Source organism: Mesorhizobium carmichaelinearum, from assembly GCF_900199455.1.
In the GTDB taxonomy this organism is placed as follows: Bacteria; Pseudomonadota; Alphaproteobacteria; order Rhizobiales; family Rhizobiaceae; genus Mesorhizobium; species Mesorhizobium carmichaelinearum.
Genome location: NZ_FZQR01000034.1, coordinates 17,596 through 43,491 on the forward strand (window position 1 = coordinate 17,596; position 25,896 = coordinate 43,491).

Below are 25,896 nucleotides of genomic sequence, written 5' to 3' on the forward strand. Positions count from 1 at the left end.
CGCCGTCGCCGGAGCCACCGCTTGCACACCAAGCCACCCGGAACCTCACTGCTGCGGCATCAACTCCGAAAGACCAACAGTTCGAGGTCCAGCTTTTTGACCTTGGCGCAATAGGCTCGATTGCAATTTTCACCTCAAACACCAAGCGAGCTCGCGTGGTCGGCGTTGAACAAGGAAAGTGTCCGTAGCTTCCCTTTTCGTCGTTCCGCCGCTCTTCATATCAATCGAGATTAGCAAGCTTTGTAAATCGCCCCAATCTGACCAGGTTGGCCACAGAGTAGGCCCTTTTGAGTGAAAACAGCAGCCAAGTCACCACCGTCCGGCATTAAACACTGGACGACCACTGCATCCCCCAACATGGTTCCGGTCTTCCCATCGCAGGGAGTTCCTGAGCCGACCGGCTTGCAATTCAAAACCATTCCCTGAAAATCTCGCCGCGCTGCGTCCGTAACCATTCCACGTAAGGCCATCGGTTTTGTTGACGCGGCACCGCACAGGACAATCTTGCGGCCCCCAACCCGAAGATCGTCTATCGAAGGAATGTTTAGGTGCCCGGTGAATGGCGAAAGCGTGACGTATGGCGGTGGACGTGGTCTGCCTTTCTGCGAGACAATGACAGCCATGAAGCCAACCACAAACACCAGCCCGACAATGGGAATAGCGATCAACTTATTCATCGATCTTCCGTGGTGCAGGCGATGCGATGAGCATCCAGTCTGGCCCCGTGAAGCCGGAGAGGATTCCCCAACACAGGCTTGATAAGATCATGCTTGTGAAAAATATCCGCCAACTCAATGCATGCGCCGGGCGCCACACCGATCAGATCCGAAATGGCGATGATGTCATTCGTTCCATCGCAATAAGCCAAGAAGTTCATCCGTGTCCGCACCTCATCTTGTGCACTGCCGACACGAGAAAGACTCGGATAGAGCCCCCGCTTCCCGAGTTGCGGTTCGCCGAAAGTGGTAGCTCGCCATCGCTCGTTGTTCTCAATCAGTTCGATGCAACTGCGGTAGGCTTGAAAGCTTTCCTCCAGCCCATTTTGGGTTACAAACTTTAGGTCATCTAGAGAGGTGTGGTATTCTTGGAAGGTTCCGTATTTCGATCGCATGATCGATGCGACCGGAAGGTTTACAGTCGGCGCGCAGTATTGTCTTTCGTCACTCCCTCGTTCTAGAAAGCTGTAAACCTTGTGTTCGCGATCCCGTAAGACGGCCAGCGCTGCGCGATCAGCAAGTGTATTCCCCGATCGAGAGGGTAAGAAGGACCACGCGCGCTCGTCGCCTACACAAGTGACGATATAGCCTGCAATCGTCCGTTCCTGCATCGCCTCCAAGTGTTGGCTGAGGTAAATTATCGACCCGATCGTCTCTGGGATGAAGACGATACGATAGGTGTATTTGCGATTGGGAAGAGACGCAAGCCAGCGGGCCAGCGCTGTCGTCACCACCGGCCCGGATAGTTCGTTATTAGCCATGGACGGATGGCAAATATAGGTGGAAAGAAGAACTTCCTCTTTCCGTTCACCAGGCAGGATGACGTCGGCGAAGTCGAGGACACCATCGCGCAGATCGCTGTCGATCACGACCTTGTATCGGTCGTCGGTCAGTGCGGCTCTTTGGACTTCGGACAGGCAAAACCCCCATCGCTCGCTGTAATAGCTGGTGACATATGGGATGGCGGAGGGCTGATCGGGCAGCGTGTAGAGATGCTTGTCTAAGTCATGGCGCGAAATGACGGCGTTGATGGGGGTCGAATAGCCGAGCACGTGCAGATTATTGCGCTTGAAATCGATTGCTCGGTTGCCGCTCATATCCTCGATGTACGCATCGCGGATCGTCCACTCTTTCGGCACAGTCCAATCGAATGCCTGATAGCCTGTCGGAACAAAATGTCGCCGCATCCCCGGTATTAGCTTGCCAAGGTAGTCCAGTGTATCCCGGACACCCTGGCCGGTCAGACTCCGGCACATAGGCCAAAGATCCTGCGCCCACTGATGCATACTCTGGTTATTCACTGTCGGTTTCCTTGCGGTAAAGCATACCGTGCGCGCGGCCTGAAGTGATGACGGACTCGGTTGCATCGAACATTGCCCTGGCGCTAATTACCCGAAGCCCGGTGCCCTCGTTCGGGCGGGAACCTGAATACAGGCTGCTATTCCAAAGCTCCTCGCCCATGGGATCGACGTACGTCTTGACGCCTTCCTCGATGTTCCTAACAAAAAGGCCGAAAGTTCGGCTTTCAGTTACGCCCGCGGCATCGGTATAAGGACCAGTGAAGGCTTTGTGGTATCTATATGGAACGGCGCACATTTCCTCGACGTAGTGGTAGAAAGTCATCGAATGCTGATCGGGGAGATCGAGAGATGCGATTTTTGCATCCATCTCTCGTAAGACGGCAAACGGGCTGTCAGGGCCGTACCCGCTGAAATTTGTGATCCCTTCGAACTCGGCAGCTCTCTTCCCAATGGCAACAAACGAATAGATAGGATGGCCTGTTCGAACCGCGCCCGGATGAAGCCTAGCAGCTTCCGTCAAAGCCCCCATTTTGCTCGGGGACGACCTGATATCGAACGGCAAGCCTGTCGTGAAATCGAAATTGAACAGCGGGAACACCAACGTTCCTTCGAGGCCCACGGATTCTAAAAAGCTCTTCAGGATAATCTCCGTTGAAGGAGAGACTCCGGCAGCCTTAAGTCGCCCGAGAGTGCGCCTTGCGCTGGAATGAATTAGTACTACATCACGATTTTCGAGGCCGCTAGATCGCCATCCGTCAGCTAGACTACGCGTCGCAATATCGATTGCAGACATAGAGTTCCCTCTCCTCGTGTTTAAACATCCATCTGACGCGGCTTCGGATTAAAGCTGCTTGGGAGGTGCTTGACAGCGGCGGGTCAGGGCGCCCGCCGCTGGCCAAGAAGAGTTGAGAGCCACCGCATAGCTTGATCACGGATTCGGGATCCACGACAGCAATTTGGCTCTAGGAGTCGCTATTTGCCGTACCGGCGCTCCAGCGCGTCGGCGATGCGTTCGCAAAGCAATTCTGACGTCACGACTGTGAGGTGGAGGCGGAGACGGACTCCGTCTGGATCAACCAGGGTAGCGACAATACCACGATCAGAGTACTCGTCGAGGTCGTGAACATCGTGGAGGATGAAGTCTTGTATTTCTCGAAGTCTCTTAGGGCGCTCATCCACCGTGTTCTCCCCCCAAATTGGTGGCTTTCCGGGCAGGCCGAGTCTCATTCGCTGGAGCTCGGCGTAGCTCTGGGCAAGGTCTTGAGCGTTGAATAAGCGCAGAGTTACTTTGCCGTTTTCGACGACCTGAACAATCCATTGACCGTCGACATTTTTCAGCCGCACGTCATTCGGTTCTCCGGCAACCATACTGGCGATCCGTCTCAGCGATCAAAAAAGAGAAATGACAGAGGAAGCCCCAAGTCGCTGTGAAGACGGCATCGACAAAACCTCGGCATGTCGTTGAGCGCAGGGCGCCTGGTCACGCACCGCCGAACCCCCCCCGCAGAAAATCGTCTCCCGAAATCATAGTTCGCCGCAGGCCTGGCCTATAGCCGAATGGTCGCGGTCGGCTATTGCGGGAGACAGGGAGCAGTCCGACCGCGAAGGGGAAGCCAGCGCCCTCCCCTTGAGACCAAGATCGCGCGCAATAATTATGGCTTGGAAAGGGCTTCTGCGATTTGAGACACCGCTTGCTCGGCGGAAAACTGGCGATCGAACAATTGCCTGCAACGTCCGGGCAGGTCGGCATCCGTTTCAACTTGTACCAGTAGCCTTTCCGCCTTTCCCACCAGTTCATCCAGTTGATCGCTCTGGCACTCTTCGCCAACCCGCTCGTTTCGGATCAGCTCGGCCAAGTCGTTGCCTGGGTTCAAGCGCACGAGTGCAGGGAGGCCGTTTTGCATATATGTCAGGAACTTGCCCGGTATGTTGTGCGATCTATGGCGAAGATCCAACGAAACGATCCCAATCCGGCACTGTGCGTAGAGATCCGGAATTTCGTCGGGGTGGATCTCGTCGAAAAAGACCACGTTGGTGAGGCCGAGAGCTTGCGCCTTTTCCCTAAGTCTTCGGGCCTCACTGCCCCGACCGACCAGCAGGAAACCTACGTCGATCCGTGAGGCCATTCTCTGCGCCAAGTCCAGTACAATGCCGACGCTTTGAGCCACCCCCATGTTGCCCGCGTACACGAACAGCTTACGCCCGGCCAACGGTGTCTCGCTGACGCGGATTGAACAACGTACGTTTGAAGGCTTGTCCAGCCAGTTCTGCAGCACCTCGAGGACGCGCCCCGACTTCCGCCGCCACCGGTCGAAGTAAACAAGGTTGCCCGGCGTCTGGACGCCGATTACGTCAGCAACCGAGTACTGGTAGCGCGCGATAGAATCAAAGAAACGGTAGGGCAGACCGCGGCCCATCAGGCCCATATCAACCGCCCATTCGGGAAAGATGTCGCGAATGATCAGATATCCCTTGCAGCCGCTTTCGCGCTTAAGTGCGCTCGCCATAGGCCCATGGAAGATAGAGGGAGCATACCAAACGATCCCGTCCCATCGCTGCCCCGCCAGCGGGCTTTTGCGCAGATTGCGCAACATGGCAAAAGGCATGACGAACTCATTCCAGGTCCGCCTCACATAGCCAATTTCCTTGGTAGGCGGCGCTCGCAGGCGCAGCACCGTTACACCGTCAAGCTCCTCAATTGCCCAGGGGCGGCCCAGATCGGCCGCCGGCAGCATGACCGTCAGCCGATGCCCTTGCCGCGCAAATTCGCGCGAAAGATCCCTCAGTTGTACCGCGCCCGACGTTCGCAGCGGCGGGAAAGTATCCGCAATCAAAGCGATCCGCATCTGGCGCCGCTCAGTACTTCTTCCACACAACTCGATTCACATAGTCAGTATAGCTGTGGATTATGCGAACCACCTTTTCGCTGACATTGGGGATGTTATAGTCGGCAACCAGGCGAAGCCCACGCTCCGCGCCACGCGGTTGGTTTTCCAAGATTGCAAGGCCCTGACATACCCGGTCGACGTCCAAGCCCACCATCATTACCGTACCTTCCTCCATCCCCTCGGGACGCTCATGCGCCTCGCGCAAGTTGAGCGCCGGAAAATTCAGGATGGAGGACTCTTCCGTGATCGTACCACTGTCGGACAGAACCGCTTTTGCATTCATCTGCAGATGCACATAGTCCAAGAAGCCGAAGGGCTTCATAAAGTGGATCCTCGAGTCCATTTGGAGGTTCAACGAGTTCAGCCGCGAACGGGTGCGCGGGTGCGTCGAACAAATCAGCGGAACGTCGTGTTCCTGCGCTATGTAATTGGCGATGTCAGCAATCCGGGTCATTTTATCCGGTGAGTCGACGTTCTCTTCGCGATGAGCACTGATTACGAAGTACTTCCCTCGTTCAAGAGAGAGCTGACCCAAGACATCCGATTTGTTGATTTCATCCATATAGTAATTTAGGACTTCAAGCATCGGGCTGCCCGTCTTTATGATCTGATCCGGGGCAATCCCCTCTCGTAGCAGATAGTTTCGCGCGATGTCACTGTACGTGAGATGAATGTCGGCTACATGATCAACTATTCGGCGGTTTATCTCCTCCGGAACCCGTGAATCGAAACAACGATTGCCGGCTTCCATATGAAAAACAGGAATCCTCAATCGTTTGGCCGCAATTGCCGCGAGACAGCTATTTGTGTCCCCAAGCAACAAAACCGCCTCTGGCTGGCGCTCTCGGAGCACTTTGTCGGTCGCCTCGATTACGCGACCAATCGTTTCGGCGGCAGTGTTTCCTGATGCTTCAAGAAACACATCGGGGCGGCGAATCTTAAGCTGCTCGAAAAAAATTCCATTCAACTCATAGTCATAGTTCTGGCCCGTATGCACGAGACATTGGTCGCACGATTGATCCAACCGGTCGATGACACGCGACAATCGGATGATTTCGGGGCGCGTCCCGACGATTGTCATAACCTTCAGCTTGTTCACCAATCCACTCCCCACTTGAACTCTCCGGGCCGAGCGATGTTTTAGACCACCAGCCGAGGAAGCGAGCTACGTCGCAAATCCCCAAAGAGAAACAGCTGTAATTCGCTTCCTAGGAGCGATCCTGACCTGTCAAAGCGTCAAGCTCTTTACTGCCGACGACCTGCTGGTTGTACTTGAGATAGCTCTTATGCATGGTCGACACGAGGTCCGGCCACGGATCGGGTAGAAAGCCCGTCGTCCTCCTAAATAGGTCAGAATTCAGGGAGCGATCGACCCTGACGGACGTGTCGGCAATAATATCTATTTCCTTGCCGTAGACCCTCGAGACCAACGACAGAAGATCGAATTTGTTGATAGGATCAGCTGAAACATGAAAAAGACCCCTCAATTCGGCATTTGACACGACAAAATCTTTGATCACGCGCGCTATCTCTACCGCGGGCAAGCCAGAAAAAACAGCATTCTTGTAGCCCTTCACCTGGCCTTTCTGACTCAAAAACCAGTCGACCAGACTTTTTGAGCTCTCCAGCTCGTGACCGATGATTGACGTGCGGAGTGTCACCGCATTCGGGTAATCGACCTCACCCAGAAACTTCGTTCTCCCGTACAAATCGTTGGCATCGGCAAAATCGGATTCCAGATAATTACCCTTGCTACCTGAGAAAACACAATCCGTGCTCACATGTACCAAACGGGCCCCGGCCACGCGGGAAAGCTGCGCCAAGCGATGGGGGAGAGAAGCGTTGATTGACAGCGACGTGAGATGGTTTCGCGAAGCCTCAAGCTGCTTGATGACTCCGACGCAGTTTACCACGACATCCGGTTGGATTTCGGCGAACACGGCCGTCAGATCTCCGTCATTCCGAACATCAAGATTGGATATGAGGGTACCATGCTCGTGAGGCAGAAAATGGCGCTTTTTGGTCGATGATCGGAGGGTTCCAACGGTTGCGTAACGATGATCGGCCGAGAAGAACCGGAAGACCGCGTTTCCCAGCATACCTCCAGCGCCCAAGACAAGGATTCTGTTCGTTTTCACGTTACGCATCGCCTTTCTGGTGCGAACCTAAAACCATACCGATAAGAGATCTTAGTCTTAGACGCAGGCGGTTTGGTCCTCGCGAGCAAACAGCCAGCTTTCAACGACCTTTTCAAACGGAACCAAGGGCATGTCATCTGGCTCACTCTTCGGGTTCGACATGCTCGCCACGGACAATAGCTTGCACAAACCGAAGTTTCATCAATAAGGCCTGCATCTCCGCGACGTCCAATCTTGTGGTGTTGTGCGAGTTGTAATCTGTCGATTGCGAAATCTCGATCTCGCCTTGCTCGAAGAACTTTCCATAGTTCAGATCGCGCAAATCTGGTGGAACACGGAAGTAGTTGCCCAAGTCCTGCGCAGCCACTCTTTCCTCTCGGCTGAGCAGAGCCTCGAACAATTTCTCGCCGTGTCGCGTACCTATAATCCTGATCGGATGCTCAGGGGCCCCCAGCAGGCCGGTCAGGGCCCTGGCCAAGGTCTCAATCGTAGCTGCCGGGGCCTTCTGCACGAAGATCTCACCGGGATTGCCATGCTCGAAAGCGTAGAGCACCAGGTCGACCGCGTCGTCCAATGTCATCATGAAACGGGTCATGGCCGCGTCAGTGATTGTGATGGGCTGGCCGGCGCGAATTTGATTTGTGAACAATGGAATTACCGAGCCGCGCGAAGCCATCACATTGCCGTAGCGGGTAGCGCATATGGCGGTTTTGTTGCTCGATCGCGACTTCGCGACGATGACCTTCTCCATCATCGCCTTGCTGATACCCATGGCATTGATTGGATATACCGCCTTATCCGTGCTCAGGCAGATCACACGCTCCACACCGCAGTTTATGGCGGCTTCCAGGGTGTTCTCCGTACCCAGCACGTTGGTCTTGACGGCCTCGAGCGGGTAGAATTCGCAGGACGGCACCTGCTTGAGTGCGGCGGCGTGATAAATGAAATTCACCCCTCGAACGGCGTTGAGGACGGACTGATAGTCGCGCACGTCCCCAATATAGAATTTGACCTTGGGGTTGTTGTATTTCTTGCGCATGTCGTCCTGCTTCTTCTCATCCCGGCTGAAGATGCGGATTTCAGCTAAATCGGAATCGAGAAATCGGCGCAAAACGGCATTTCCGAATGAACCAGTGCCGCCGGTTATGAGGAGGGTCTTGCCGGTAAACATCGAGCATCCTTTTCTACTTCAACTGGCTGCGACAGAACGGAACATTGCCAGAGTGTCAGATCGCGCCGCGTCTGATGCGGCGTAGCGTTTGGCGAATTCAATCGCGGCCATTTGGAGCAATCGTTGCTCTTGGGAATCTCTGTCCGCCGCGACCGACAGTTGCTGTCGCCATATGTCGATAGAACCGAGCGGGACTACTGTGATTGCGCCAGATGAAACGGCCCGCCAAGGGGTCCGATCACTAACCAAAACGGGCGTACCGGCGCGCAGAGCCTCAAAGATCACATGCCCGAAATTTTCCCCCAGCGTGGGAAAGGCGAACAAATCAAATGCCGCAAACGTTGCGGAAACCTCATCGGGCTCCAGCATTCCCCGATATTCGACCGCTATGTGGGACGGGAGGCGTTCAATCATGGCCTGGCAATTCTGCCAGTAGGCAGCGTCCTCTATAGGGCCAAAAATGGTGAGTTTGATTTTGCGGTCGACTCGGGAAAGTATCTCGAGTAGGCCAGCCAGATTCTTCATTGGTGATATACGCGATATGAAGGCGATCGCCAGTTGGCCCGCTGTTTTTCGCGAATGTTCCGGGGGCATGGAGTATTTACCTGCTGCGGACACCGGATCGGCGGCAAGATGGATTTTCCCTCTTGAATAAGGAAACTGACGCTGAATATCGTCAGCCTCCAATGGGGTGGAAGCGTGCCAATGCACACTACGATACAGTCCCACCAGCTTGGCGCAGCTTAGATACATCCGTTTTTTGAGGCGCTTGATCGAGAGGGCACCGGCAGAAAATTCGCCTCGTGGCGCAATGCAGACATTCGCGCCATTTCCCTGGACCAAACGTTGTTTGAGATAAATCGAAATAGACGATCGGTATCCAAAGAAGCTGTTCAGATACAGAACATCGAAGCTATGCAACTCCGTTGCCTTGACCATATGACTGGCGTTAAATTTTCTTGGGTCGGCATAATAAATAAAACCATTTGGTGAGCGCAGCCACTTATTGGCACGGACTCCCGGATATGGCTCATCGGAGCCCAAATCACGATCCCGTGTAAAAATGAAAAACTCAACGTTACTGCCCAGAGCTTCACACATATTGGCAAGCGTGCGAATCGGCCCGCCACCCCTGAAACCCGGCAGATAAAAGTCGACGACACAAAGAACTTTGATCTTTTTCATTTCCGCACACGCAACGATATGCCTGCCTCCGCACCTTAAGGCGGGAGCCGTAGCTACTTAGGCGCGCCCTTTAAGCTGCGCTCTTTACCGGTGGGTATCCGTGCAATCGCCCAGACTTTAGCAACTCACGATAGATGTGCTCGGCAGCTTGAGCGGCTGGCTCACGATCGAGCATAAGATTAAGTGCTCCTGGCAAGGTCGACAGCCAATAGGCGCAGACGAAGTCATGATTATACTGGTCGTCCCAGCTCGTCGTAGAGGCCAGGCTGTCTGATATAGTGCGACGGAGATTGGCAGGATTTACTACCGGGACGACGCCCTTGTGAAATTCGTAAAATACACGCCCATAGAGAAACACCTGCTTTTTAAGCAGAAGCGCCTCGTAACCGACAGTGCTTGTGAGAGTGATGACTCCGACAGACGATTTGATCAGTTGCTTTGTCGGTTCGTCCGGCCCCAGCAACCTTACATTGGGAAGAGACCGAATACGTTGGTAAAATTTGAGCGAGGGGTATGCCCAAGCGCTCATATGATCCTTGACATACAAGCGGACGCCCTCGGGCAGACTGAAGGCAATGTTGCGGATGACTTCATATTCGTCGAGGTAGGCCCCAGCGAGGATGGATGTCGAGGCTTCAGGGTGGAAGTGGATCGGGTACAAAAGAAACCGTTCACCAGCCACCGCTTTTTGATACATGCTGCGAACCCTGCCGACTTTGAGACGACGACGCACATTGCGCAGAAAGAGGCTTACATGTGTGCGCAGGGGATTGCCGATCTGGAACGAATTGGTACGGCTGTCGGACGCGTGGCGTACGAGTGCCTTGATCCTACCGAAGCGGCCACGCCGAAAGTACCGCTTAATCAAGGCGATACGTTCCAGCCCATTGATTTTCATGTAATCGGGAACGATCGTTTCTATGTTGGTGATGTAGTTCTCTACCCACTGGTGAACATCCGGCGCCACTGTCTTTTGACCATTTCGAATTCCAGCAAATGCTTTCTCGACAGAGTCATCCGCCAAAGGATCTGCAGAAACGGAAAAGCGACCGGGTAGGCGAGAGCCGCCTAAACCAAAATAAACGGCGTGCCGTTCCTGGGCTACGAAAAGCGCGAAATGCGCAAACGTGTTGGAGACATTTTCATACAAGACGAGCTCTGTGCCATGCTTGTCGAATATCTCCTCGAAATACGTTAGCAGGGCGCTTTTTAGGTGATCGAAGAAATCGAGGTCGGCACCCTCTCCCCAGATCCCGTAGACCTGCGCACGCTCGAAGTCGGATAGTAGGGCAGAGTTCAAATCATATCCGGCATAGCGGGCTAGAATATCGAAATCGACATGATGGTTCGCAAAGAAGGACGAGAAGTCATAGATCGCAGCAAAGCCCGCGGAATCCAAGCCGTTCTCTTCGCGAGAAAACGCGCTGTCTACTGCAACAGCTACGGTGGCGCCGTCGTTGCTGAACCGCGCCGCGAGTGCGTTGAAGAAATGAAAGTAGTTCGGCGCGCTATTTGACAGAAGGAGAACGTTCATCGTGGCGGCCAGCTATCGATCAGTTCAGGGAGTACGGCCGTCGACGAACGAATGTCCCGGGTCACTGTACGGCCCAACACTGCTTCGAGATTCTTAGGCGCAAGCCCAAACCCGGGTCGGACGCTGCGTACGCTGTCTCGCGTAATGACATCCCCTGCCTTTAGGTCCCGTACAAAATACAGCGACCGGCGAAACTTGACGTTCCCCTGCTCGCTCGATTTGCGCCCGTAGTCCACTTTGCCGAGCGCCTGCCAGGCCGTTTTCGCGCCGGCGCACAAGGCCGCCATTTCGGTAGGTTCCAGCGAGAAGCTATCGTCTGGCCCACCGCCGCCGCGGTCGAGGGTGAAGTGCTTTTCGATGATCGAGGCCCCCAAGGCCACACTGGTAATGGCGGTAGTATTGTCCAGCGTATGATCAGAAAGGCCCGTGACCAGTCCGAACCGCTCAATCATGTCGCGCATCGTGTGCAGATTGTAGTCATCAGCCGGAGCCGGATAACCGCTGACGCAGTGCAGAATGGCCAATTCCCTGCAGCCGCCTTCCCGCGCAGCGTCGATGGCTTCCCGAATCTCCTCCGCATCCGCCATGCCGGTCGAGATGATCATCGGCTTGCCTGTGCTGGCGGCGTATTTGATCAACGGCAGATCGACAGCTTCGAACGAGGCGATCTTGTAAGCTGGCGCATTCAGGTCTTCCAGGAGATCAATCGCCGTACTGTCGAAGGGCGAGCTGAAGATGGTAATGGCCGCCTTGCGGGCATGATCGAAGAGGAGCTTGTGCCAATCCCAGGGCATATGCGCTTCCTGATAGAGATCATAGAGCGTGCGCCCATCCCACAAACCGCCCTTGATGCGGAACTCCTCGCCGTCGCTATCGAGCGTGATCGTGTCGGGTTTGTAGGTCTGCAGCTTGACGGCATCTGCTCCGGCCCTCTTGGCCTCCTCGACGATGCGTAACGCCGTTTCGATTCTGCCGTTGTGGTTGGCTGACAGTTCGGCAATGACATAGGGAGGCTGATCCGGGCCGATCCGGCGCCCGGCGATCTGGATTTCGTGGCCCATTTCACCGCCCCGTTTGAGTTTCAGATAGCTTGGCGTACAAGTTGTTACGGATGCTTGACCATTCCGGCGCGAGTAACCCTAACCTGTAGATATCGACATATTTACCATCGATCGAATGATGCTGGTGAAATACACCTTCGACCCGAAAACCAAACTTCTGATGCAACTTGATCACCGCCTCGTTAAAAGCCAGAACCTCGCAGTACAATTTGTGCAATCCCATCTGACCAAAAACATACTCTAACGCGAGGTATTCCATGCGGGATCCTACGCCCTTTGGCGCGTCCGTTGACGCATAAAAGGCCCACGAACAATTGGCATTAAGAACATCTATTGACGTGATCCCTACAATACCATGTCCGATGCCGTTGCACTCGTACATAAAGTATTTTTGATCGTCACATCCGCTAGTTTGTTTCCACCAGGAAAGATGCTCCGCTTGTGAGATTTCATGTCTGGTATACATGTTGGCGCGTACAGCAGGTGCATTGCGCCAAGAACGCATGAGTTCAAGCTCGTCATCCTCTATGGCTCGGAGTTTTCCCAAGCTGCTCACGTGCCCTCCAACGTTTCGAGCGAAAGTCGCAAGAGATGGTCCGCTACGGTTGCCGCTCCCCCGCCGGCGCAGACCAATGCTGAAGAGCTTACGAGTGATTTTAACTGATCTGTGCCGAGTATAGATAGCAAGTTTGGAAGATCGGCTGAAAGGTCCTCTTTAGAGGCGGTGCCGATGACCGCACCTCTTTTCGCGAGGACTGCGGCCATTTCTTTTTGGTTGTCAGCTAACGCGATCTGTATTGTAGGCAAACCCAGACTGCAACGTTCCCAAGTGGTGCTCCCCGCCGCACCGATCGCCAGATCACTGCCCACCATCAGCCGAGCCATGTCACGTACGCCTGTCAGTACTTGGGTGGGCCTCTGCATTCTAAGGGCTCTGGCACGCACCTGCGGCAACCAAGGCGCATGCGGCCCCATGACGACCGTGATCCGCAGATTAGAGGGTGAGGTGCAGAGATCGAGCGCATCCAATACAAGGCCCGTGACGTTCTCCCTGTCTACACCGCCCATGGTTACGAGTACGTGCTCGAGTTTCGGTTGAAGCCGACGAGCAAGACTTTCTCCGCGCAGCTCTGCGAACTCAGGCCGCAGTAGCGCATAGTCCGGTCCGAGCAATGTGATGGCGTGGGCACTCAGCAGGCCATTGTAGTCCTGTTCGGTGCGACCGAGGCTCTGGTCGAGCAACAGATCGCAATTGTGCGGGCGGTCAGCCAGGTCGTCAATGATCATCAGGTGCCGACAGGCAGAACGAAGCTCTTCCTCCCAGCGGCGGTCTAGCCCGTAGTGATCTACGATCAGACAATCCACAGCCGCGATGGCCTGGCACGTCTCTTGCGCATCTCGAGCCCAGTCCGTCCCCAGCCAGTAGGCATGGGGTGGAACCGCACACGTCTTAATGGCCTCCTTAGGCGGCTTGGGCAGCGCGACGGCCATGTATCCGCGCTCTGCTATGAGATCCATAAGGTGGCCATTGTGTAGACGGCAAATGAACTGGCATTCCGCCCCGCGCTCGCGAAGCGCGTCAGCCAGCGTAAGACAGCGCATGACATGACCAGTGCCAATCTCGATCGAGGCATCAGTTCGAAAGGCGACCTGCACGCGTTTCAATCGCCGCGGGGACATTTTTGGATCATTCCGGTCCCGTGTCCTGGTTTAGGATCTGGAACATAAGTTCCGCCCGCTTCCAATCCTCGGGTGTGTCGATGTCTTGCACACGATGGCGTGGCAAGAACACAGGGACGCTGCCCTGCCCCAACACAGGCTTGTTCTCGAGCCAAGCCTCAGCGCGACCCCAGTAGAATTGACCCGCATCGTGCCAGGCCTTCTCAAGGTCTTGCGAGCGGCTCCCAAGATGCTCCGGCTGGAACATCGCCACGCGTTGACCTGACGTGATACGCAACGCCCTGTGAATGGGAAAGGCGTAACTCGTCACCGAGAAGGCGAAGTCGGCCTCGGTCGCCCAAAGGATCTCTAGACCCTGTCGCAGGTCGCTCGCCTGCACAAATGGCGCAGTGGCATAGATGCAACAGACCTGTCTGGCAGGAGCACCCTCCGTCGCATGCCATTGGATGGCATGTGCCACAACGGGAACAGTTCCAGTGTGGTCGTCAGACAGTTCGCTCGGGCGCAAAAAAGGCACTTCTGCGCCGTATTCTTTTGCGACCTCGGCGATCTCAATATCGTCCGTGCTGACAATGATACGATCGAAACAGGCGCTCTGTACGGCTGCGCGAATTGACCACGCAACTATCGGCAGCCCGCAAAAGGTGCGGATGTTCTTGCGTGGGATGCGCTTCGAACCGCCCCGTGCAGGAATCACGGCAAGCCTCATAGCCCCATAGCCTCGCGTAGCACCTTAACCACGAACTCCTGGTCCGCGTCGGTCAATGCCGGGTGCATTGGGATACTGATAGCCTCCCGGTAATAGCGCTCAGCCTCCGGGTAGTCGCCGTTCCGGAAACCCATCTTCTGATAATAAGGTTGGGTATGCACCGGGATGTAATGCAGGTTGACCATGATGTCCCTGGCGCGCATTGCCTCGAAAACCTCTAGATGCGACACGCCTATCTCCTCCAGCTGCAGCCGGATCACATACAAATGATAGGCAGAGTAGCTATCTGGATGTTGCCACGGCAGCGTCAGCGGCAGGTTGGCCAAGAGCTTGTTGTAACGGTCCGCGATCTCGTGTCGCCGCTTCACGTAATGGGTCAGGCGAGCAACTTGGCTCACGCCTAGGGCAGCCTGCATGTCCGTCATACGGTAATTGTAGCCGAGAGCCACCTGTTGATAATACCAAGGGCCATCCATTTCCTGCGTCATGAGTGCTGGCTCTCGCGTGATGCCGTGACTTCGCAGTAGGCTCAAGCGCGTTGCCAGCTCATCATTGTTCGTTAAGGCCATCCCACCTTCAGCGGTTGTGATGATCTTTACTGGATGAAAACTAAACACGGTGATGTCGCTGTATTGGCCGCTTCCGACCGGATCTCCCTTGTAGCGGGCGCCGATGGCATGCGAGGCATCTTCGAGGATCTTGAACCCGTACTTTTCACCAAGGGCGTGAATGGCCTCCATGTCGCAGGGCTGGCCGGTGTGGTGAACCGGGGCCACAATTTTCGGCAGGCGGCCGACCTTTTCAGCTTCAATGAGCTTTTCCTCCAAGGCCCGAGGACAGAGGTTATAAGTACGCGGGTCGACATCCACGAAGCTCACTTGAGCGCCGCAATAGAGCGCGCAATTCGCCGTGGCCACAAAAGTGTTCGGCGAGGTCCAGAGAAAGTCTCCAGGCCCTAGGTCCAGCGCCAGACAGGCGATGTGAAGTGCCGAGGTTGCGCTGTTGACGGCCACCCCATGCCTGGCACCAGTGCGCGCTATCACACTCCGCTCAAACTTCGGAATATTGGGGCCTTGAGTAAGGTTGGCGGACGTCAGAACGCCCACAACGGCATCGATGTCAGCCTGCGTAATATCTTGCTGTCCGTAGCGGATCATAGGTTCGCCTGTATTTAGCAAAAGTTTGAATTATGCCGACGACTTTGGCGGTAAGTGATTTGTGTCGAGGCGGTGGTAGGCGACCGCTTTCCAAATCATGATCAGAGTGAACGAGATCGTCATGCTGATGGGAACAGCTAGTTCGGCGTGGCTTTTGCTGAGGCACCAGGTGGATATGACAAATACCGGCAATGCGGCGATATGACTGTAGATGATGGGTTTGTCGAACCCACGGGCATAGAGAGCATAGTGAGGCACCATACCGACGGCATTGGTGATCGCGGCAAGTAGCACCCATGGGTATAGGCCGACGGCATCTTGATAGACCGCCTTTCCCACCCAATGTAGCAGGTAAGGCAGCAACGCCCAGCTTACGAGGCCAAACGCAACCGACATGGCCACGGTCTGAAAAAACATTTGCTGAACCGTCTTACGGGCCAGACTGTATTCCTGCTTGTGGCTGTGACTGATCAGTGCGGGATAACTGAACGAGAACACGCCCGCATCCAGAAAGACCATAAGCGTTCCTGCAACTCCGAGGAACAACACATAAGCGCCGACCGCTTCAATGCCGCCCAGGCTCTCCATCCAATATCGATCGGCTGTCTGGATACCGCGCAAAGCGAGGGTCGAAACCAGGAAGGCCGCGCTGACCGAGATCCCTTTTCCGACCCAGCGCCAATCGATCGGTTTCGACCAACCACCAATCGGGAGTTGCCTTAGTCTCCAAATACCCAGCGCTCCTGCAGCAAGCCCCGCGCATGCCCAGAGCGCCATAATGACGTTGAGGTTCCGGCTTTCTGGAAATCCGATCATCAGGGTTACAACGGCGATCGCCCAGCTGCCCTGGCGCACGAATAACGTTATGCTCGCCGCAACCTGGTCCGACAACACGACCAGCAGACGGGACACTTCCTGGTTGAAATGCTCCAGTGCCAGAATTGGAACGAACCAGCATAGAAGGGACGTTGACCAGCCCTCGAGCATTAAGATCAGGACAAAGGCTGGCAGTACAATCACGTAAAGAAGGCCGCATAACGTCAATTGGCCCTTCAGCATGGCCCCTCGCTGGTCGTCAGAGACTTGCAGTATCTCCCTCGAAAGGAAGACATAAAAATCCAAGCCGACCATATATAGACCGTAACTGACGGTGGCTGTGAAAAGCCCGTAGTATCCGACCGACGTCGGATCGATGTACCTGGCCAGGAAGAATACGAACAGAAACCGGGTCAACAGAGTGCCGAAACGCAAACCTATATTCAGCAGACGGGCTGCTCCGGCAACCAAGCGCTCATCTCCCCGCTGCAGGGGCGCCGATACCATGTTCAACGCCCAGCCTCGGCTTGACCTTGCACTCCCAGCCATTCAACGAGCGCCAAAGCCGGTCAGGACCGTCCTAATTGTCCGGAACACAATTAGCAGATCCAGCCACGGCGAGAAGTTCTTGATATAGTAGAAATCGTAGTGAAGTTTCTCTAGGACCTCTCCCACGGCCGCAACATGGCCCTGATTCACTTGTGCCCACCCTGTAATTCCCGGCCGAACGATATGCCGATACCTATAAAAAGGTAATTCAGCCTCGTACCATCTCGAAAGAACGAGCGCCTCGGGTCGAGGTCCTATCCAGCTCATTTCTCCGCGCAGGATATTGATAACTTGTGGCAGTTCGTCGATCCTCGACTTTCTCAACAACCGCCCTAATCGAGTAATACGCGCGTCACCGTCTTTTGTAATTGCCTGTTCCTTCTCATCAGTACCGCGAGCGCCAACTCTCATCGTCCTAAATTTGTAGACCCTATACACGTTGCCTCTGTAGCCCATCCGCTCCTGTTTAAACAACGCAGCTCCACTTGACTCAAGTCTGACCAACACGGCGACCAATAAGAGCGCCGGCGAAAGAAGAATCAGAGCAGCCAATGCCGCAGCCCAATCGATCACCTGCTTTATCTTCAAATAGGCCTGATTCGGATTTAGAGAGCCCAGAGTGTTTTCTGAAAGGTGTTCGATCTCGACACGCCCTGTCAGGGACTCGCTGATCTGCTTGATATGATAGACCGGCGTGCCGGAAAGCGCTCGATCGGCAATATAGCGCTCCCACTCGTCTGAAAGATCAGCCCGAAGGTCTGCGACCACTCCGCTTGCATGTTTTACAATTTCGTCAGACGAACGTATCCAATGCCAGGCCACGCCGGGTATATTTCCGAGCCGATCGACGTTTCCCCCAGGGACTACAGCCAGTCGGTACGGATCGAGCCGCCGCGTCACCACGCTTATCGCAAAGTACCAAAATGTTGACTGAAAGAAGCTGGCGGCCGCCTGGAACCGGCTGTAGTCAATTCGCAAAAAGAAAATCGTCAAAAACACGAGGCCGTAGGCTAACGCAAAGGTAGGCAGAATGTATCCAGTTGCTGCTACCCCGGGAAAATTCGCGATCCGGCGGTATGACATGTAGCCAATGATATGTGCGATAACCGCAGCGACGATCGTGATCTGCATATTTGATGAATAAATAACGCCGTACCCTATCGAAAGACGAATCAGAGCAGGCACAACGATGGCAAACATCAAACCGCCCACCAATTGAAAGCGCATCCGCAACAGAAGATGTCTTTGGTTTGGCAAATTGACGGCGCGAACATTCATGTTCATAGACTATCTGTCCGGTTATTTTGTCTTGAGATAGTTGTTGTCATGGCAGCATGAAATGGCACAAGCCGCGAAGTCGTTTGCCGACTTCTTCCCAGCGAAGAAGTGGAAATCGGGTATTTTGCCGCGAGAGCGGGAACGATTGACGCCTTTTGTCACCCTGGTCTGTGCCGATCGGCAAGCCGATCAGACACGACATTCCAGCTACTGCCTTAAATGACAGGCACAACATGCTCCGTCTGAAGGCTCATCCATGAAATCTTCAAATGAAATCCAACCAGTGTGTAGTCCGTCCAGCCCGGACTAACGGTCTTGTTCTGCCCGCGCCGAGCAAAGTCCTTTGACGAATGTGCAAGACCACGGCTACCGCACTCCCGGGTGAAGCGGGGAGTTTTCACATGCAACGAGGGGGATCAAGCAAGCGACCAATAAAGCGCTTTGATCACGCAATTACGACAAGACCGCTCGATTCCAGATCAATAGGAATTTCGCCATTCATGATGGCGACGAGAACGCGGGCCCGCCCTGTGGAATCAAGCCGATCAAGGCGACCTATCAACTCCGCGAAAGGTCCCGATAGAATTCGAACAGAAGATCCCGGTTTGAGGCCACCGCTGAAATCAAGCAGGCCATCTTTGCCGGTTAATGCAATGAAGCGCTCGACCAACCCAATAGGGACCGGCGATGGCCTATCCCCTTGCATGATCAAAGAACGAATGCCGATAGTTCCGTTGATCGAGCGCCAGCGTTGAAGGGTAACGTCTATGGCGACAAACATATACCCGGGAAAATATGCTGCCGTCCGCGTTGAGAGCTGTCGAGCGTGACGAACTGTTCTCTTGCTACGCGGCACGAATGAAACAAAGCCCTGTCTGTTGAGGTGTTGTTCAGCTATGGTCTCTTTGCCCATAGATACACCGGCAACATACCACCTAACGCCATTATCTGTGGCTGGAGAATTCTGAAAGGCACTCCACTCGGTGCTCGCCAGTCCTGAGAGAGTCACAATACTGATTCCACATTTCTTTGACCGCTATGGGCGGATCATTTATTCTACATCTTCCAGACTCGCAAGGAACTATTTTCCTAACAAGTGGCATTGTTGGAAAGATTATGAAATACTTTTGTTATTCATGACGACAAATTAGCTGGCACTAATATTTCATCTATTCCCTGTAGCGATTGTTATGCACGGTATCTCATACTCGTGTGATAGCTGCGTTTGTCATATCGCGTTGTCGCATTGTAAGCGCGCCAAAGCTTTGGGTAACAAAAAGTTCGGCCTTGTCGATATTGCGGAGCCATATGATGCTTGTACGTGAAACGCAAGTCTTGACTGATACGCTTTGTCGGTACAATCGATTAAATAATAATCGCGTCAAGGAAGGTTTGTGGCGGGCTTGACAGGGTTTCCACGCGTTGTTAAGCGCCGGCTCGCGCTCCTCTGCCTCAGCACTACATCTTCAATCTCTGACTTTGTTTTTCATCCGTTCTTGTCGGTTGTAAAATGATGCGCTAAGGCCCATTGCCTATGGTAGAGTTTTAAAAGTGAGTGACTCGTTTCAGCGCGTGAGACAGCATCGTTTATGGCGCTGTGTTGTAGCGCTCGACTGTTTATTCTTTATAATCGCAAAGAGAGGCGACTTGTCACGTTTCTGTCAACGTAATGAACTATCGGTTGTTTCAGACTTGGCGTCTAGGCAGGATTGCCTAATTCTGTTGTGTGGTTCTGTTGTTGTTCTTTCCTAACATTTGTTGGTTATTTATAGCAACACGTTGTGCAACTGTACGGTCGGGCTCAGTTTTCCACATGGCCAGAGACTGACAACGCTGCGAGCTAGGTCGGCTTTCTGTAGTGAATTGAAGGAACTGTCTGCATGTGCGGTATCATTGGAATTGTCGGCCAAACGCAGGTTGCGTCGCTCATTGTCGATGCCCTGAAACGGCTCGAATACCGCGGCTATGACTCGGCCGGCGTCGCTACCATCGAGAATGGCGAGCTCGGCCGCCGCCGTGCCGAAGGCAAGCTGATCAACCTCGAGCGCCGGTTGAAGGAAGAGCCGCTCGACGGCACGATCGGCATCGGCCACACGCGCTGGGCGACGCATGGCGTGCCGAACGAAACCAACGCGCATCCGCATTTTTCCGACGGGGTTGCCATCGTCCACAACGGCATCATCGAGAATTTCGCAGAATTGCGCGATGAGCTGATGCGCGACGGCTATACTTTCTCCTCGCAGACCGACACCGAGGTCGTCGCGCATCTGGTGGCGCGTGAACTGGCCAAGGGACTGAAGCCGGTCGCGGCGGCGCACCAGGCACTGAAGCGGCTGCACGGCGCCTTCGCGCTGGCGGTCATGTTCAAGGGCGACGAGGATCTGATCGTCGGCGCCCGCAACGGTCCGCCGCTCGCCGTTGGCCACGGCGACGGCGAGATGTTCCTGGGCTCGGATGCCATCGCGCTCGCGCCCTTCACCAACTCGATCACCTATCTGGAAGATGGTGACTGGGCGGTGGTGCGCCGCAACAGCGTCGTGATCTACGACATCGACGGCAACAAGGTAGACCGCAAACGTCAGCAGTCGCTCTCCACCAGCTTCATGGTCGACAAGGGTAACCGCCGGCACTTCATGGAAAAGGAAATCCATGAGCAGCCGGAGGTGATCTCGCACACGCTGGCGCATTATGTCGATTTCGTCTCCGGCGTCTCGAAGCCGCTCGATCTGCCGTTCGATTTTGGCAAAATCGACCGGTTGGCGATCTCGGCCTGTGGGACCGCCTATCTCGCCGGCCTGATCAGCAAATACTGGTTCGAGCGCTATGCGCGGCTGCCGGTCGACATCGATGTCGCCTCGGAGTTCCGCTACCGCGAGATGCCTTTATCCTCGAACGACGCGGCCTTGTTCATCTCCCAGTCGGGCGAAACCGCCGACACGCTGGCTTCGCTGCGCTATTGCCGCAAGGCGGGCATGAAGATCGGCGCGGTCGTCAATGTGCGGGAATCGACCATGGCGCGCGAATCCGACGTCGTGCTGCCGACGCTCGCCGGCCCCGAGATCGGCGTCGCCTCGACCAAGGGCTTCACCTGCCAGCTTTCGGTTCTGGCTTCGCTGGCCGTACGGGCCGGCGTCGCCCGCGGCACCATCTCGCCCGAGCAGGAGCGGATGCTGGTGCGCGAACTCTCCGAAGCGCCGCGCTTCGCCAGCGAGGTGCTGAAGCTCGACGGGCAGATCGAACGGATTTCGCGCGATCTCTCCAGCCACAAGGATGTGCTCTATCTCGGCCGCGACACCAACTTCCCGCTCGCCATGGAAGGCGCGCTGAAGCTCAAGGAGATCTCCTACATCCATGCCGAGGGCTATGCCGCCGGCGAATTGAAGCACGGGCCGATTGCGCTGATCGACGAGAACATGCCGGTCATCGTCATCGCTCCGCATGACCGCATTTTTGAGAAAACCGTGTCGAACATGCAGGAAGTGGCGGCGCGCGGCGGCAAGATCATCCTGATCACCGACAGCAAGGGTGCGGCACTTACAAGCGTCAAGACGATGGAGACGATCGTGCTGCCGGACGTGCCTGAAATCATCTCGCCGATCATTTATGCGTTGCCGATCCAGATGCTCGCCTATTTCACCGCCGTGTTCATGGGCACGGATGTCGACCAGCCGCGCAATCTGGCCAAATCGGTGACCGTCGAATGATCCTTTCAACCCAGCGTTCACCGCAGTCGTCCTTCTAACCCGTAGCGAACGGTGGTCAGGGTTCAGACTTGGGCGGAGCAGAATGAAATATTACAAAGTCGCCGAACGGGTCGCTTTTGGGGTTATGCTGGTTGTCGTCCTTGCACTCGCGTTGTTGCCGTTGCCTCGCCTAAAGGATTTTGGGATCGACATCGGCTTTCACTACGACAAGTTGAACCACATCACGGCGTTCGCCGTCCTGATGTTCCTTGGAAGCCTCGGCTGGCCCGAGCGAAAGATGAGGCTGATTATCTTCCTTGCGTTGGTTGGCGCCGGCATCGAGGTTCTCCAGGGGTTGCCGTTGATAGCTCGCGATGTTGATTTGCTCGACTGGGTTGCTGATTGCGTCGGCGTGGCATGTGGCCTCGCCGCCGCGATCTGGGGGGAAAGGACTGCCTGATGATCCACAGTATTATGCCCCGGGCGTCGGAAAACGCGCTATTGTCCGGCTTGTTGCCCTCGACATTGGGAAGGCAGCCTCGTTCGCGGCGGATGCAGTGGTTGCCTCGAACATTCTCGCCAAAACGGTTCCGAAGGTCATACGCCTTCAACGGTATCAGAGTGATATGCCGTCCCGCCTGATGGGAAGCGACCCAGTTTCATCGCCTGTGCTAGAATCAATTGTCTCGGCGGGTTTGGACACGTCGAGATAGATCAATAACACTACAGCGGCAAAATACCCTATCTGGAGAATTGTAGCGATGAGCATCGCCCAGCCTACCGTACGCCAGATCGAATCGGTTGTATGGTAAACCCAGATCACGACGACCAGCAGAGTGATCGTCGCACCGACAAGAAACCTTGGAAAATACATATCCCCAACCCCAACGCCGCGCTCTCGCGAAGCCCTGCCCGCCGGCTGCACAAGCGAACTAAGATATTCATGTTTCGCGCGAGCTTGCAAGCAAGCAGTCTACGTTTAGTTGCTTTTGTCTCAAGCATTGGAGGCATCGCCTGATCATTGATCATTATGTCTTATTGTTTCCGTATAAAGATCGCGAGGGTGAATGATTCTACTGCCGAACCAATGCACTGCGTAACGTGACCGCCATAGAAACTAAATTTGCTACCGATACTATTGCAGCGTTGCCTATCACCACGTTGGACTCTTTCACTCCTCGCGTCTGGATTATCGCGCCGCGTATTGTTTGGTCGATATCACGTATCAAGTACACCTGCTGCCGATAACGCAAAAGTTGACACCAAAAGTCAGCGTCAAAACATACTTCGCCGTTCATAGGTTTTAAATACGTGTCTGTGCAATGATTTCCGCCGGAAGCTCGATCTGCCTACACATCTTAAGATCTGTCTGGATTTACCTCATCCGAGCTTATTTTTTTGGTGATCGCCTGTATAACATTACTGCGCGGCACGCGCCATTCGCACGAAAGTGCCATGCCCTTCGCCAATCACAACGCATGGCTTACCTCTTCGAAGCGATCACAGATGCCTCCGTCAGCCTAGCGGTTAATCGTCGATTGGCTTTTGCCTATTGGACCACCAAATAAGGTAGATTGGGCCGAGCTTGACTACGGGCATCCGCCTCTGACGTTCTCGAGCGCGCAGTTCACGATAATTCTTGACCTTCAGCGTGCCACCGGGAAGCCTTATTCGAACAGTCACTGAAGAACCCCTAGCCTGGGAGCAAGAGACGGCTAGACAGCGCTTCCCAATCCAAAAGTCAAGACATACCTTTCAAAGTAAGTTACGTGCGTGAGCAATGTTTTGTGAGCCGGCGCTCTTATAGTTTGGGCGCGCTTGTTTGATCACTTCGGCTTTTGCGGAAGTTTCGCGAGCCTTGCACAAATAATAAAGCGATGTAGCCTCGCTGCTTACCCTTTGCGGTAGTAGGCATCCCATGCCAGCCTGATATCGGCGAAAGACCATTCTCTGCGGCGGCCATAGGCAGGACTTGGACGGGTGAAGCACTCGTTCAGTCCGGTCTCCCTCTGGAATCGCATAAACCACGCCGTGGATTTTGGCTTGCCGCGCGCCGTCGGCTGAATCCCGCGGATGAGCTCGCTATGCTCCCAATGGTCTTGCGGATTGGCAAGGCAGGCCGGGTCCGCCAGGTAGGCCCGGAGTTTCTTGAGGGTGGCGTCGTCGGGCGTCTGATGGAGTTCCGCACGCAATGACGCGACGGCCAAACTCGCTCCCTCTCGAGCAGCTTCCGTCAGCATGTCGCGCAGCTGGGTGCTGGTCAACACAAGCGCCTGCATGACTTCCATGGGCATAGCTTTCGTTGTGGATTGTCGCGGCTGAAGATCGCCGCAAGCCCATTGCCTCACAAACGAAAAATGACGTCACCGCCCTAGCAGGCTGTTGAAAAAGCCACTCGCAGCCGGATTGTGATCGTGATTCACTGTCACCGAAGGAACTCGGAGGCTGAATCGTGCGCGGCGGCGACAATCGAACTGGCGAACTGTTCAGCTATGTGGACCTCGAGGCGCGGGTTCGGCGCGATCATCCACTGCGCGCGATCCGTCGGATCGTGAACGAGGCGCTGGCCGCGTTGGAGCGGGACTTCGCGGCGCTGTATTCACCGATCGGGCGGCCGTCGATCCCGCCGGAGAAGCTTCTGCGGGCGATGCTGTTGCAGGCGTTCTATTCGATCCGCTCGGAACGGCTCCTGATGGAGCGGCTGGAATACGATCTTCTGTTCCGTTTGGTTCGTCGGCATCGGCGTCGACGACGCGGCCTGGGATCACTCTGTGTTCTCGAAGAACCGCGACCGGCTGCTGGAGGGCGACATCGCGGCGAAGTTTCTGAGCGCGGTCCTGGCGCAGCCCAAGGTGAAGAAGCTTCTCTCCACGGATCACTTCTCAGTCGATGGCACGCTGATTGAGGCTTGGGCCTCAATAAAGAGCTTCAAGCCGAAAGACGGCTCGGATGAGCCACCGTCGGGTGGCGGCGGGCGCAATGAGGAGGCGGACTTCCACGGCCAGAAGCGATCGAATGAGACGCATGCCTCGACGACCGATCCCGATGCGCGGCTCTACCGCAAGGGGAAAGGCAAGGAAGCCAAACTCAGCTTCATGGGGCATGGGTTGATGGAGAACCGCCACGGTTTGCTGGTCGATGCCTGCCTGACGCCGGCCGACGGGCATGCCGAACGGGTGGCGGCGCTGCACATGATCGAACCCCGAGCCGACCGGCCGCGAGCAATCACGCTCGGTGGCGACAAGGGCTATGATGCGCAGGACTTCATCAACGAACTGCGCTCGATGAAGGTGACGCCGCACGTGGCGCAAAACACGAACGGGCGCCGTTCCGCTATCGATCGCCGCACGACCCGGCACGGCGGCTACGCCGTCAGCCAGCGCATCCGCAAGCGGATCGAAGAGGCGTTCGGCTGGATCAAAACGATCGCCGGGCAGGAGAAGACGAAGTACCGTGGCCGAGATCGTGTCGGATGGGCCTTCACCTTCGCTGCAGCCGCCTACAATCTGGTGCGGCTGCCCAAGTTGATCGCGGTGCCGACATGAGCGCGCCGGCGGACTGCAAGCTGATTGACCGCTGGCGTATCGTCGAGGCCGATCTGTGGGATTGCGGCTATCTCAACCTCAGCGGTCCCGCCATGGTCACCATCGGGGCCGACAATACCGGTGAGATCGCCTTTGGCGCTCTGCAAGCCGGCCTCGATCTGAGCTACAGCCTCTCGACGGTCTGCTTCACATGGACCGGCTTCGACGAAATGGACGAAGCCACTGGCGATGGCTCCGCCGAACTGCTCGAAGACGGCTCCATCGAGATCACATTCGCCTATCACAACGGTGATGAGGCAGTCCTCAAAGCCAGACGGGACACTTCTTCAACAGCCTGCTAGCCCGGAAAATTCATGGGGGTTGGCGGATGTGGTGCAAGCCGTTGAAATGACGTAGGATTTGGTTGCTTAAGCCGATCCGAACCATTTCCCGGAGACCACACCCGCCATGAATGATCTTACGCTGCCGCTGAGCGGTTTGTCATC

The 25,896-nt window shown here is 55.3% G+C and carries 23 protein-coding genes and 1 pseudogene; 4 read left to right on the forward strand and 20 right to left on the reverse strand.

Translation table 11 applies throughout. The annotated features are described in order from the left end of the window. Nucleotides 1–230: 230 nt before the first annotated feature. The 18 genes from CKW40_RS36620 to nusG all read right to left on the reverse strand — a co-directional run bounded on the left by CKW40_RS36620 (nt 231) and on the right by nusG (nt 19,192). Nucleotides 231–677, reverse strand: coding sequence for a hypothetical protein (locus CKW40_RS36620; protein WP_095204559.1), 447 nt, complete (start codon nt 675–677; stop codon nt 231–233). Further along, the gene (locus CKW40_RS36625) at nt 674–2,017 is read right to left on the reverse strand and encodes a DUF4910 domain-containing protein (protein ID WP_198421179.1); all 1,344 of its coding nucleotides are present in this window, start codon (nt 2,015–2,017) and stop codon (nt 674–676) included. The genes CKW40_RS36620 and CKW40_RS36625 overlap by 4 nt, the downstream gene beginning before the upstream one ends. Next, on the reverse strand, nt 2,010–2,810 hold the full coding sequence (locus tag CKW40_RS36630; protein ID WP_095204561.1) for an AAC(3) family N-acetyltransferase: 801 nt from the start codon (nt 2,808–2,810) through the stop codon (nt 2,010–2,012). The genes CKW40_RS36625 and CKW40_RS36630 overlap by 8 nt, the downstream gene beginning before the upstream one ends. A 179-nt stretch (nt 2,811–2,989) precedes the next feature. Next, on the reverse strand, nt 2,990–3,385 hold the full coding sequence (locus CKW40_RS36635) for a hypothetical protein (RefSeq protein ID WP_095204562.1): 396 nt from the start codon (nt 3,383–3,385) through the stop codon (nt 2,990–2,992). A 284-nt stretch (nt 3,386–3,669) separates the two neighbouring features. Further along, nucleotides 3,670–4,863: a glycosyltransferase family 4 protein gene (locus tag CKW40_RS36640; RefSeq protein ID WP_095204563.1), complete on the reverse strand. Its 1,194-nt coding sequence runs from the start codon at nt 4,861–4,863 to the stop codon at nt 3,670–3,672. A 10-nt stretch (nt 4,864–4,873) separates the two neighbouring features. Then, nucleotides 4,874–6,004 carry a non-hydrolyzing UDP-N-acetylglucosamine 2-epimerase gene (gene wecB, locus CKW40_RS36645; protein WP_095204580.1) on the reverse strand — a complete coding sequence of 377 codons (1,131 nt, stop codon included), beginning with the start codon at nt 6,002–6,004 and terminating at the stop codon, nt 4,874–4,876. A gap of 109 nt (nt 6,005–6,113) precedes the next feature. Then, the gene (locus CKW40_RS36650) at nt 6,114–7,052 is read right to left on the reverse strand and encodes a dTDP-4-dehydrorhamnose reductase family protein (RefSeq protein WP_095204564.1); all 939 of its coding nucleotides are present in this window, start codon (nt 7,050–7,052) and stop codon (nt 6,114–6,116) included. A 133-nt stretch (nt 7,053–7,185) separates the two neighbouring features. Next, the gene (locus CKW40_RS36655) at nt 7,186–8,214 is read right to left on the reverse strand and encodes a polysaccharide biosynthesis protein (protein ID WP_095204565.1); all 1,029 of its coding nucleotides are present in this window, start codon (nt 8,212–8,214) and stop codon (nt 7,186–7,188) included. A gap of 18 nt (nt 8,215–8,232) precedes the next feature. Beyond that, complete coding sequence (locus CKW40_RS36660; RefSeq protein ID WP_095204566.1) at nt 8,233–9,399, reverse strand: glycosyltransferase; 1,167 nt, start codon at nt 9,397–9,399, stop codon at nt 8,233–8,235. Nucleotides 9,400–9,469: 70 nt separating this feature from the next. Continuing rightward, complete coding sequence (locus CKW40_RS36665; RefSeq protein WP_095204567.1) at nt 9,470–10,933, reverse strand: capsular polysaccharide export protein, LipB/KpsS family; 1,464 nt, start codon at nt 10,931–10,933, stop codon at nt 9,470–9,472. Continuing rightward, on the reverse strand, nt 10,930–11,994 hold the full coding sequence (gene pseI, locus CKW40_RS36670) for a pseudaminic acid synthase (protein WP_095204568.1): 1,065 nt from the start codon (nt 11,992–11,994) through the stop codon (nt 10,930–10,932). The genes CKW40_RS36665 and pseI overlap by 4 nt, the downstream gene beginning before the upstream one ends. 1 nt (nt 11,995) lies before the next feature. Next, complete coding sequence (gene pseH, locus CKW40_RS36675) at nt 11,996–12,550, reverse strand: UDP-4-amino-4,6-dideoxy-N-acetyl-beta-L-altrosamine N-acetyltransferase (RefSeq protein ID WP_244571431.1); 555 nt, start codon at nt 12,548–12,550, stop codon at nt 11,996–11,998. Further along, entirely contained in the window at nt 12,547–13,674 is a 1,128-nt protein-coding gene (gene pseG, locus CKW40_RS36680) for a UDP-2,4-diacetamido-2,4,6-trideoxy-beta-L-altropyranose hydrolase (RefSeq protein WP_095204569.1), read from the reverse strand. Before pseG ends, pseH begins: the two co-directional genes overlap by 4 nt. A gap of 7 nt (nt 13,675–13,681) precedes the next feature. Continuing rightward, complete coding sequence (gene pseF, locus CKW40_RS36685) at nt 13,682–14,383, reverse strand: pseudaminic acid cytidylyltransferase (RefSeq protein ID WP_095204570.1); 702 nt, start codon at nt 14,381–14,383, stop codon at nt 13,682–13,684. Continuing rightward, entirely contained in the window at nt 14,380–15,540 is a 1,161-nt protein-coding gene (gene pseC / locus CKW40_RS36690; protein ID WP_095204571.1) for a UDP-4-amino-4,6-dideoxy-N-acetyl-beta-L-altrosamine transaminase, read from the reverse strand. Before pseC ends, pseF begins: the two co-directional genes overlap by 4 nt. 30 nt (nt 15,541–15,570) lie before the next feature. Continuing rightward, nucleotides 15,571–16,863, reverse strand: coding sequence for a lipopolysaccharide biosynthesis protein (locus tag CKW40_RS36695; RefSeq protein WP_244571433.1), 1,293 nt, complete (start codon nt 16,861–16,863; stop codon nt 15,571–15,573). A 42-nt stretch (nt 16,864–16,905) separates the two neighbouring features. Further along, a complete protein-coding gene (locus CKW40_RS36700) occupies nt 16,906–18,189 on the reverse strand; it encodes a sugar transferase (protein WP_244571432.1) in 1,284 nt (427 codons plus the stop codon). Nucleotides 18,190–18,628: 439 nt separating this feature from the next. Then, nucleotides 18,629–19,192, reverse strand: coding sequence for a transcription termination/antitermination protein NusG (nusG, locus tag CKW40_RS36705; RefSeq protein ID WP_280175423.1), 564 nt, complete (start codon nt 19,190–19,192; stop codon nt 18,629–18,631). Nucleotides 19,193–20,063: 871 nt separating this feature from the next. On the opposite strand from nusG, the gene glmS reads away from it, so the two are divergent. Together glmS and CKW40_RS36715 are read left to right on the forward strand one after the other, a co-directional pair. Then, nucleotides 20,064–21,887, forward strand: coding sequence for a glutamine--fructose-6-phosphate transaminase (isomerizing) (glmS, locus tag CKW40_RS36710; RefSeq protein ID WP_095204574.1), 1,824 nt, complete (start codon nt 20,064–20,066; stop codon nt 21,885–21,887). Nucleotides 21,888–21,969: 82 nt separating this feature from the next. Then, nucleotides 21,970–22,326: a VanZ family protein gene (locus tag CKW40_RS36715; protein ID WP_095204575.1), complete on the forward strand. Its 357-nt coding sequence runs from the start codon at nt 21,970–21,972 to the stop codon at nt 22,324–22,326. 156 nt (nt 22,327–22,482) lie between these two features. Here CKW40_RS36715 and CKW40_RS46205 read toward each other — a convergent pair whose 3' ends face one another. Both CKW40_RS46205 and CKW40_RS36725 read right to left on the reverse strand, forming a co-directional pair. Then, entirely contained in the window at nt 22,483–22,740 is a 258-nt protein-coding gene (locus CKW40_RS46205; protein WP_095204576.1) for an exopolysaccharide production repressor protein, read from the reverse strand. 1,018 nt (nt 22,741–23,758) lie between these two features. Next, on the reverse strand, nt 23,759–24,154 hold the full coding sequence (locus CKW40_RS36725; protein ID WP_095204583.1) for a hypothetical protein: 396 nt from the start codon (nt 24,152–24,154) through the stop codon (nt 23,759–23,761). 164 nt (nt 24,155–24,318) lie between these two features. Between CKW40_RS36725 and CKW40_RS36730 the strand changes: the two are divergent. Further along, nucleotides 24,319–25,411 (forward strand): annotated as a pseudogene (locus CKW40_RS36730) (IS5 family transposase). After that, nucleotides 25,408–25,752 (forward strand): hypothetical protein, encoded by a 345-nt coding sequence (locus CKW40_RS36735; RefSeq protein ID WP_095204577.1) that lies wholly within the window; start codon nt 25,408–25,410, stop codon nt 25,750–25,752. The pseudogene CKW40_RS36730 and the gene CKW40_RS36735 overlap by 4 nt, the downstream one beginning before the upstream one ends. Nucleotides 25,753–25,896: the final 144 nt, after the last annotated feature.

What these genes read in the sequence shown, in the direction of transcription:
- CKW40_RS36650 (WP_095204564.1), bottom strand. Translation starts at nt 7,052, where the DNA reads ATGCGTAACGTGAAAACGAACAGAATCCTTGTCTTGGGCGCTGGAGGT.
- CKW40_RS36635 (WP_095204562.1), bottom strand. Translation starts at nt 3,385, where the DNA reads ATGGTTGCCGGAGAACCGAATGACGTGCGGCTGAAAAATGTCGACGGT.
- CKW40_RS36665 (WP_095204567.1), bottom strand. Translation starts at nt 10,933, where the DNA reads ATGAACGTTCTCCTTCTGTCAAATAGCGCGCCGAACTACTTTCATTTC.
- CKW40_RS36725 (WP_095204583.1), bottom strand. Translation starts at nt 24,154, where the DNA reads ATGGAAGTCATGCAGGCGCTTGTGTTGACCAGCACCCAGCTGCGCGAC.
- CKW40_RS36630 (WP_095204561.1), bottom strand. Translation starts at nt 2,810, where the DNA reads ATGTCTGCAATCGATATTGCGACGCGTAGTCTAGCTGACGGATGGCGA.
- pseI (WP_095204568.1), bottom strand. Translation starts at nt 11,994, where the DNA reads ATGGGCCACGAAATCCAGATCGCCGGGCGCCGGATCGGCCCGGATCAG.
- CKW40_RS36735 (WP_095204577.1), top strand. Translation starts at nt 25,408, where the DNA reads ATGAGCGCGCCGGCGGACTGCAAGCTGATTGACCGCTGGCGTATCGTC.
- glmS (WP_095204574.1), top strand. Translation starts at nt 20,064, where the DNA reads ATGTGCGGTATCATTGGAATTGTCGGCCAAACGCAGGTTGCGTCGCTC.
- CKW40_RS36640 (WP_095204563.1), bottom strand. Translation starts at nt 4,863, where the DNA reads ATGCGGATCGCTTTGATTGCGGATACTTTCCCGCCGCTGCGAACGTCG.
- CKW40_RS36695 (WP_244571433.1), bottom strand. Translation starts at nt 16,863, where the DNA reads ATGGTATCGGCGCCCCTGCAGCGGGGAGATGAGCGCTTGGTTGCCGGA.
- pseF (WP_095204570.1), bottom strand. Translation starts at nt 14,383, where the DNA reads ATGAGGCTTGCCGTGATTCCTGCACGGGGCGGTTCGAAGCGCATCCCA.
- CKW40_RS36660 (WP_095204566.1), bottom strand. Translation starts at nt 9,399, where the DNA reads ATGAAAAAGATCAAAGTTCTTTGTGTCGTCGACTTTTATCTGCCGGGT.
- CKW40_RS36655 (WP_095204565.1), bottom strand. Translation starts at nt 8,214, where the DNA reads ATGTTTACCGGCAAGACCCTCCTCATAACCGGCGGCACTGGTTCATTC.
- CKW40_RS36620 (WP_095204559.1), bottom strand. Translation starts at nt 677, where the DNA reads ATGAATAAGTTGATCGCTATTCCCATTGTCGGGCTGGTGTTTGTGGTT.
- CKW40_RS36700 (WP_244571432.1), bottom strand. Translation starts at nt 18,189, where the DNA reads ATGAACATGAATGTTCGCGCCGTCAATTTGCCAAACCAAAGACATCTT.
- CKW40_RS46205 (WP_095204576.1), bottom strand. Translation starts at nt 22,740, where the DNA reads ATGTATTTTCCAAGGTTTCTTGTCGGTGCGACGATCACTCTGCTGGTC.
- CKW40_RS36715 (WP_095204575.1), top strand. Translation starts at nt 21,970, where the DNA reads ATGAAATATTACAAAGTCGCCGAACGGGTCGCTTTTGGGGTTATGCTG.
- pseG (WP_095204569.1), bottom strand. Translation starts at nt 13,674, where the DNA reads ATGTCCCCGCGGCGATTGAAACGCGTGCAGGTCGCCTTTCGAACTGAT.
- pseC (WP_095204571.1), bottom strand. Translation starts at nt 15,540, where the DNA reads ATGATCCGCTACGGACAGCAAGATATTACGCAGGCTGACATCGATGCC.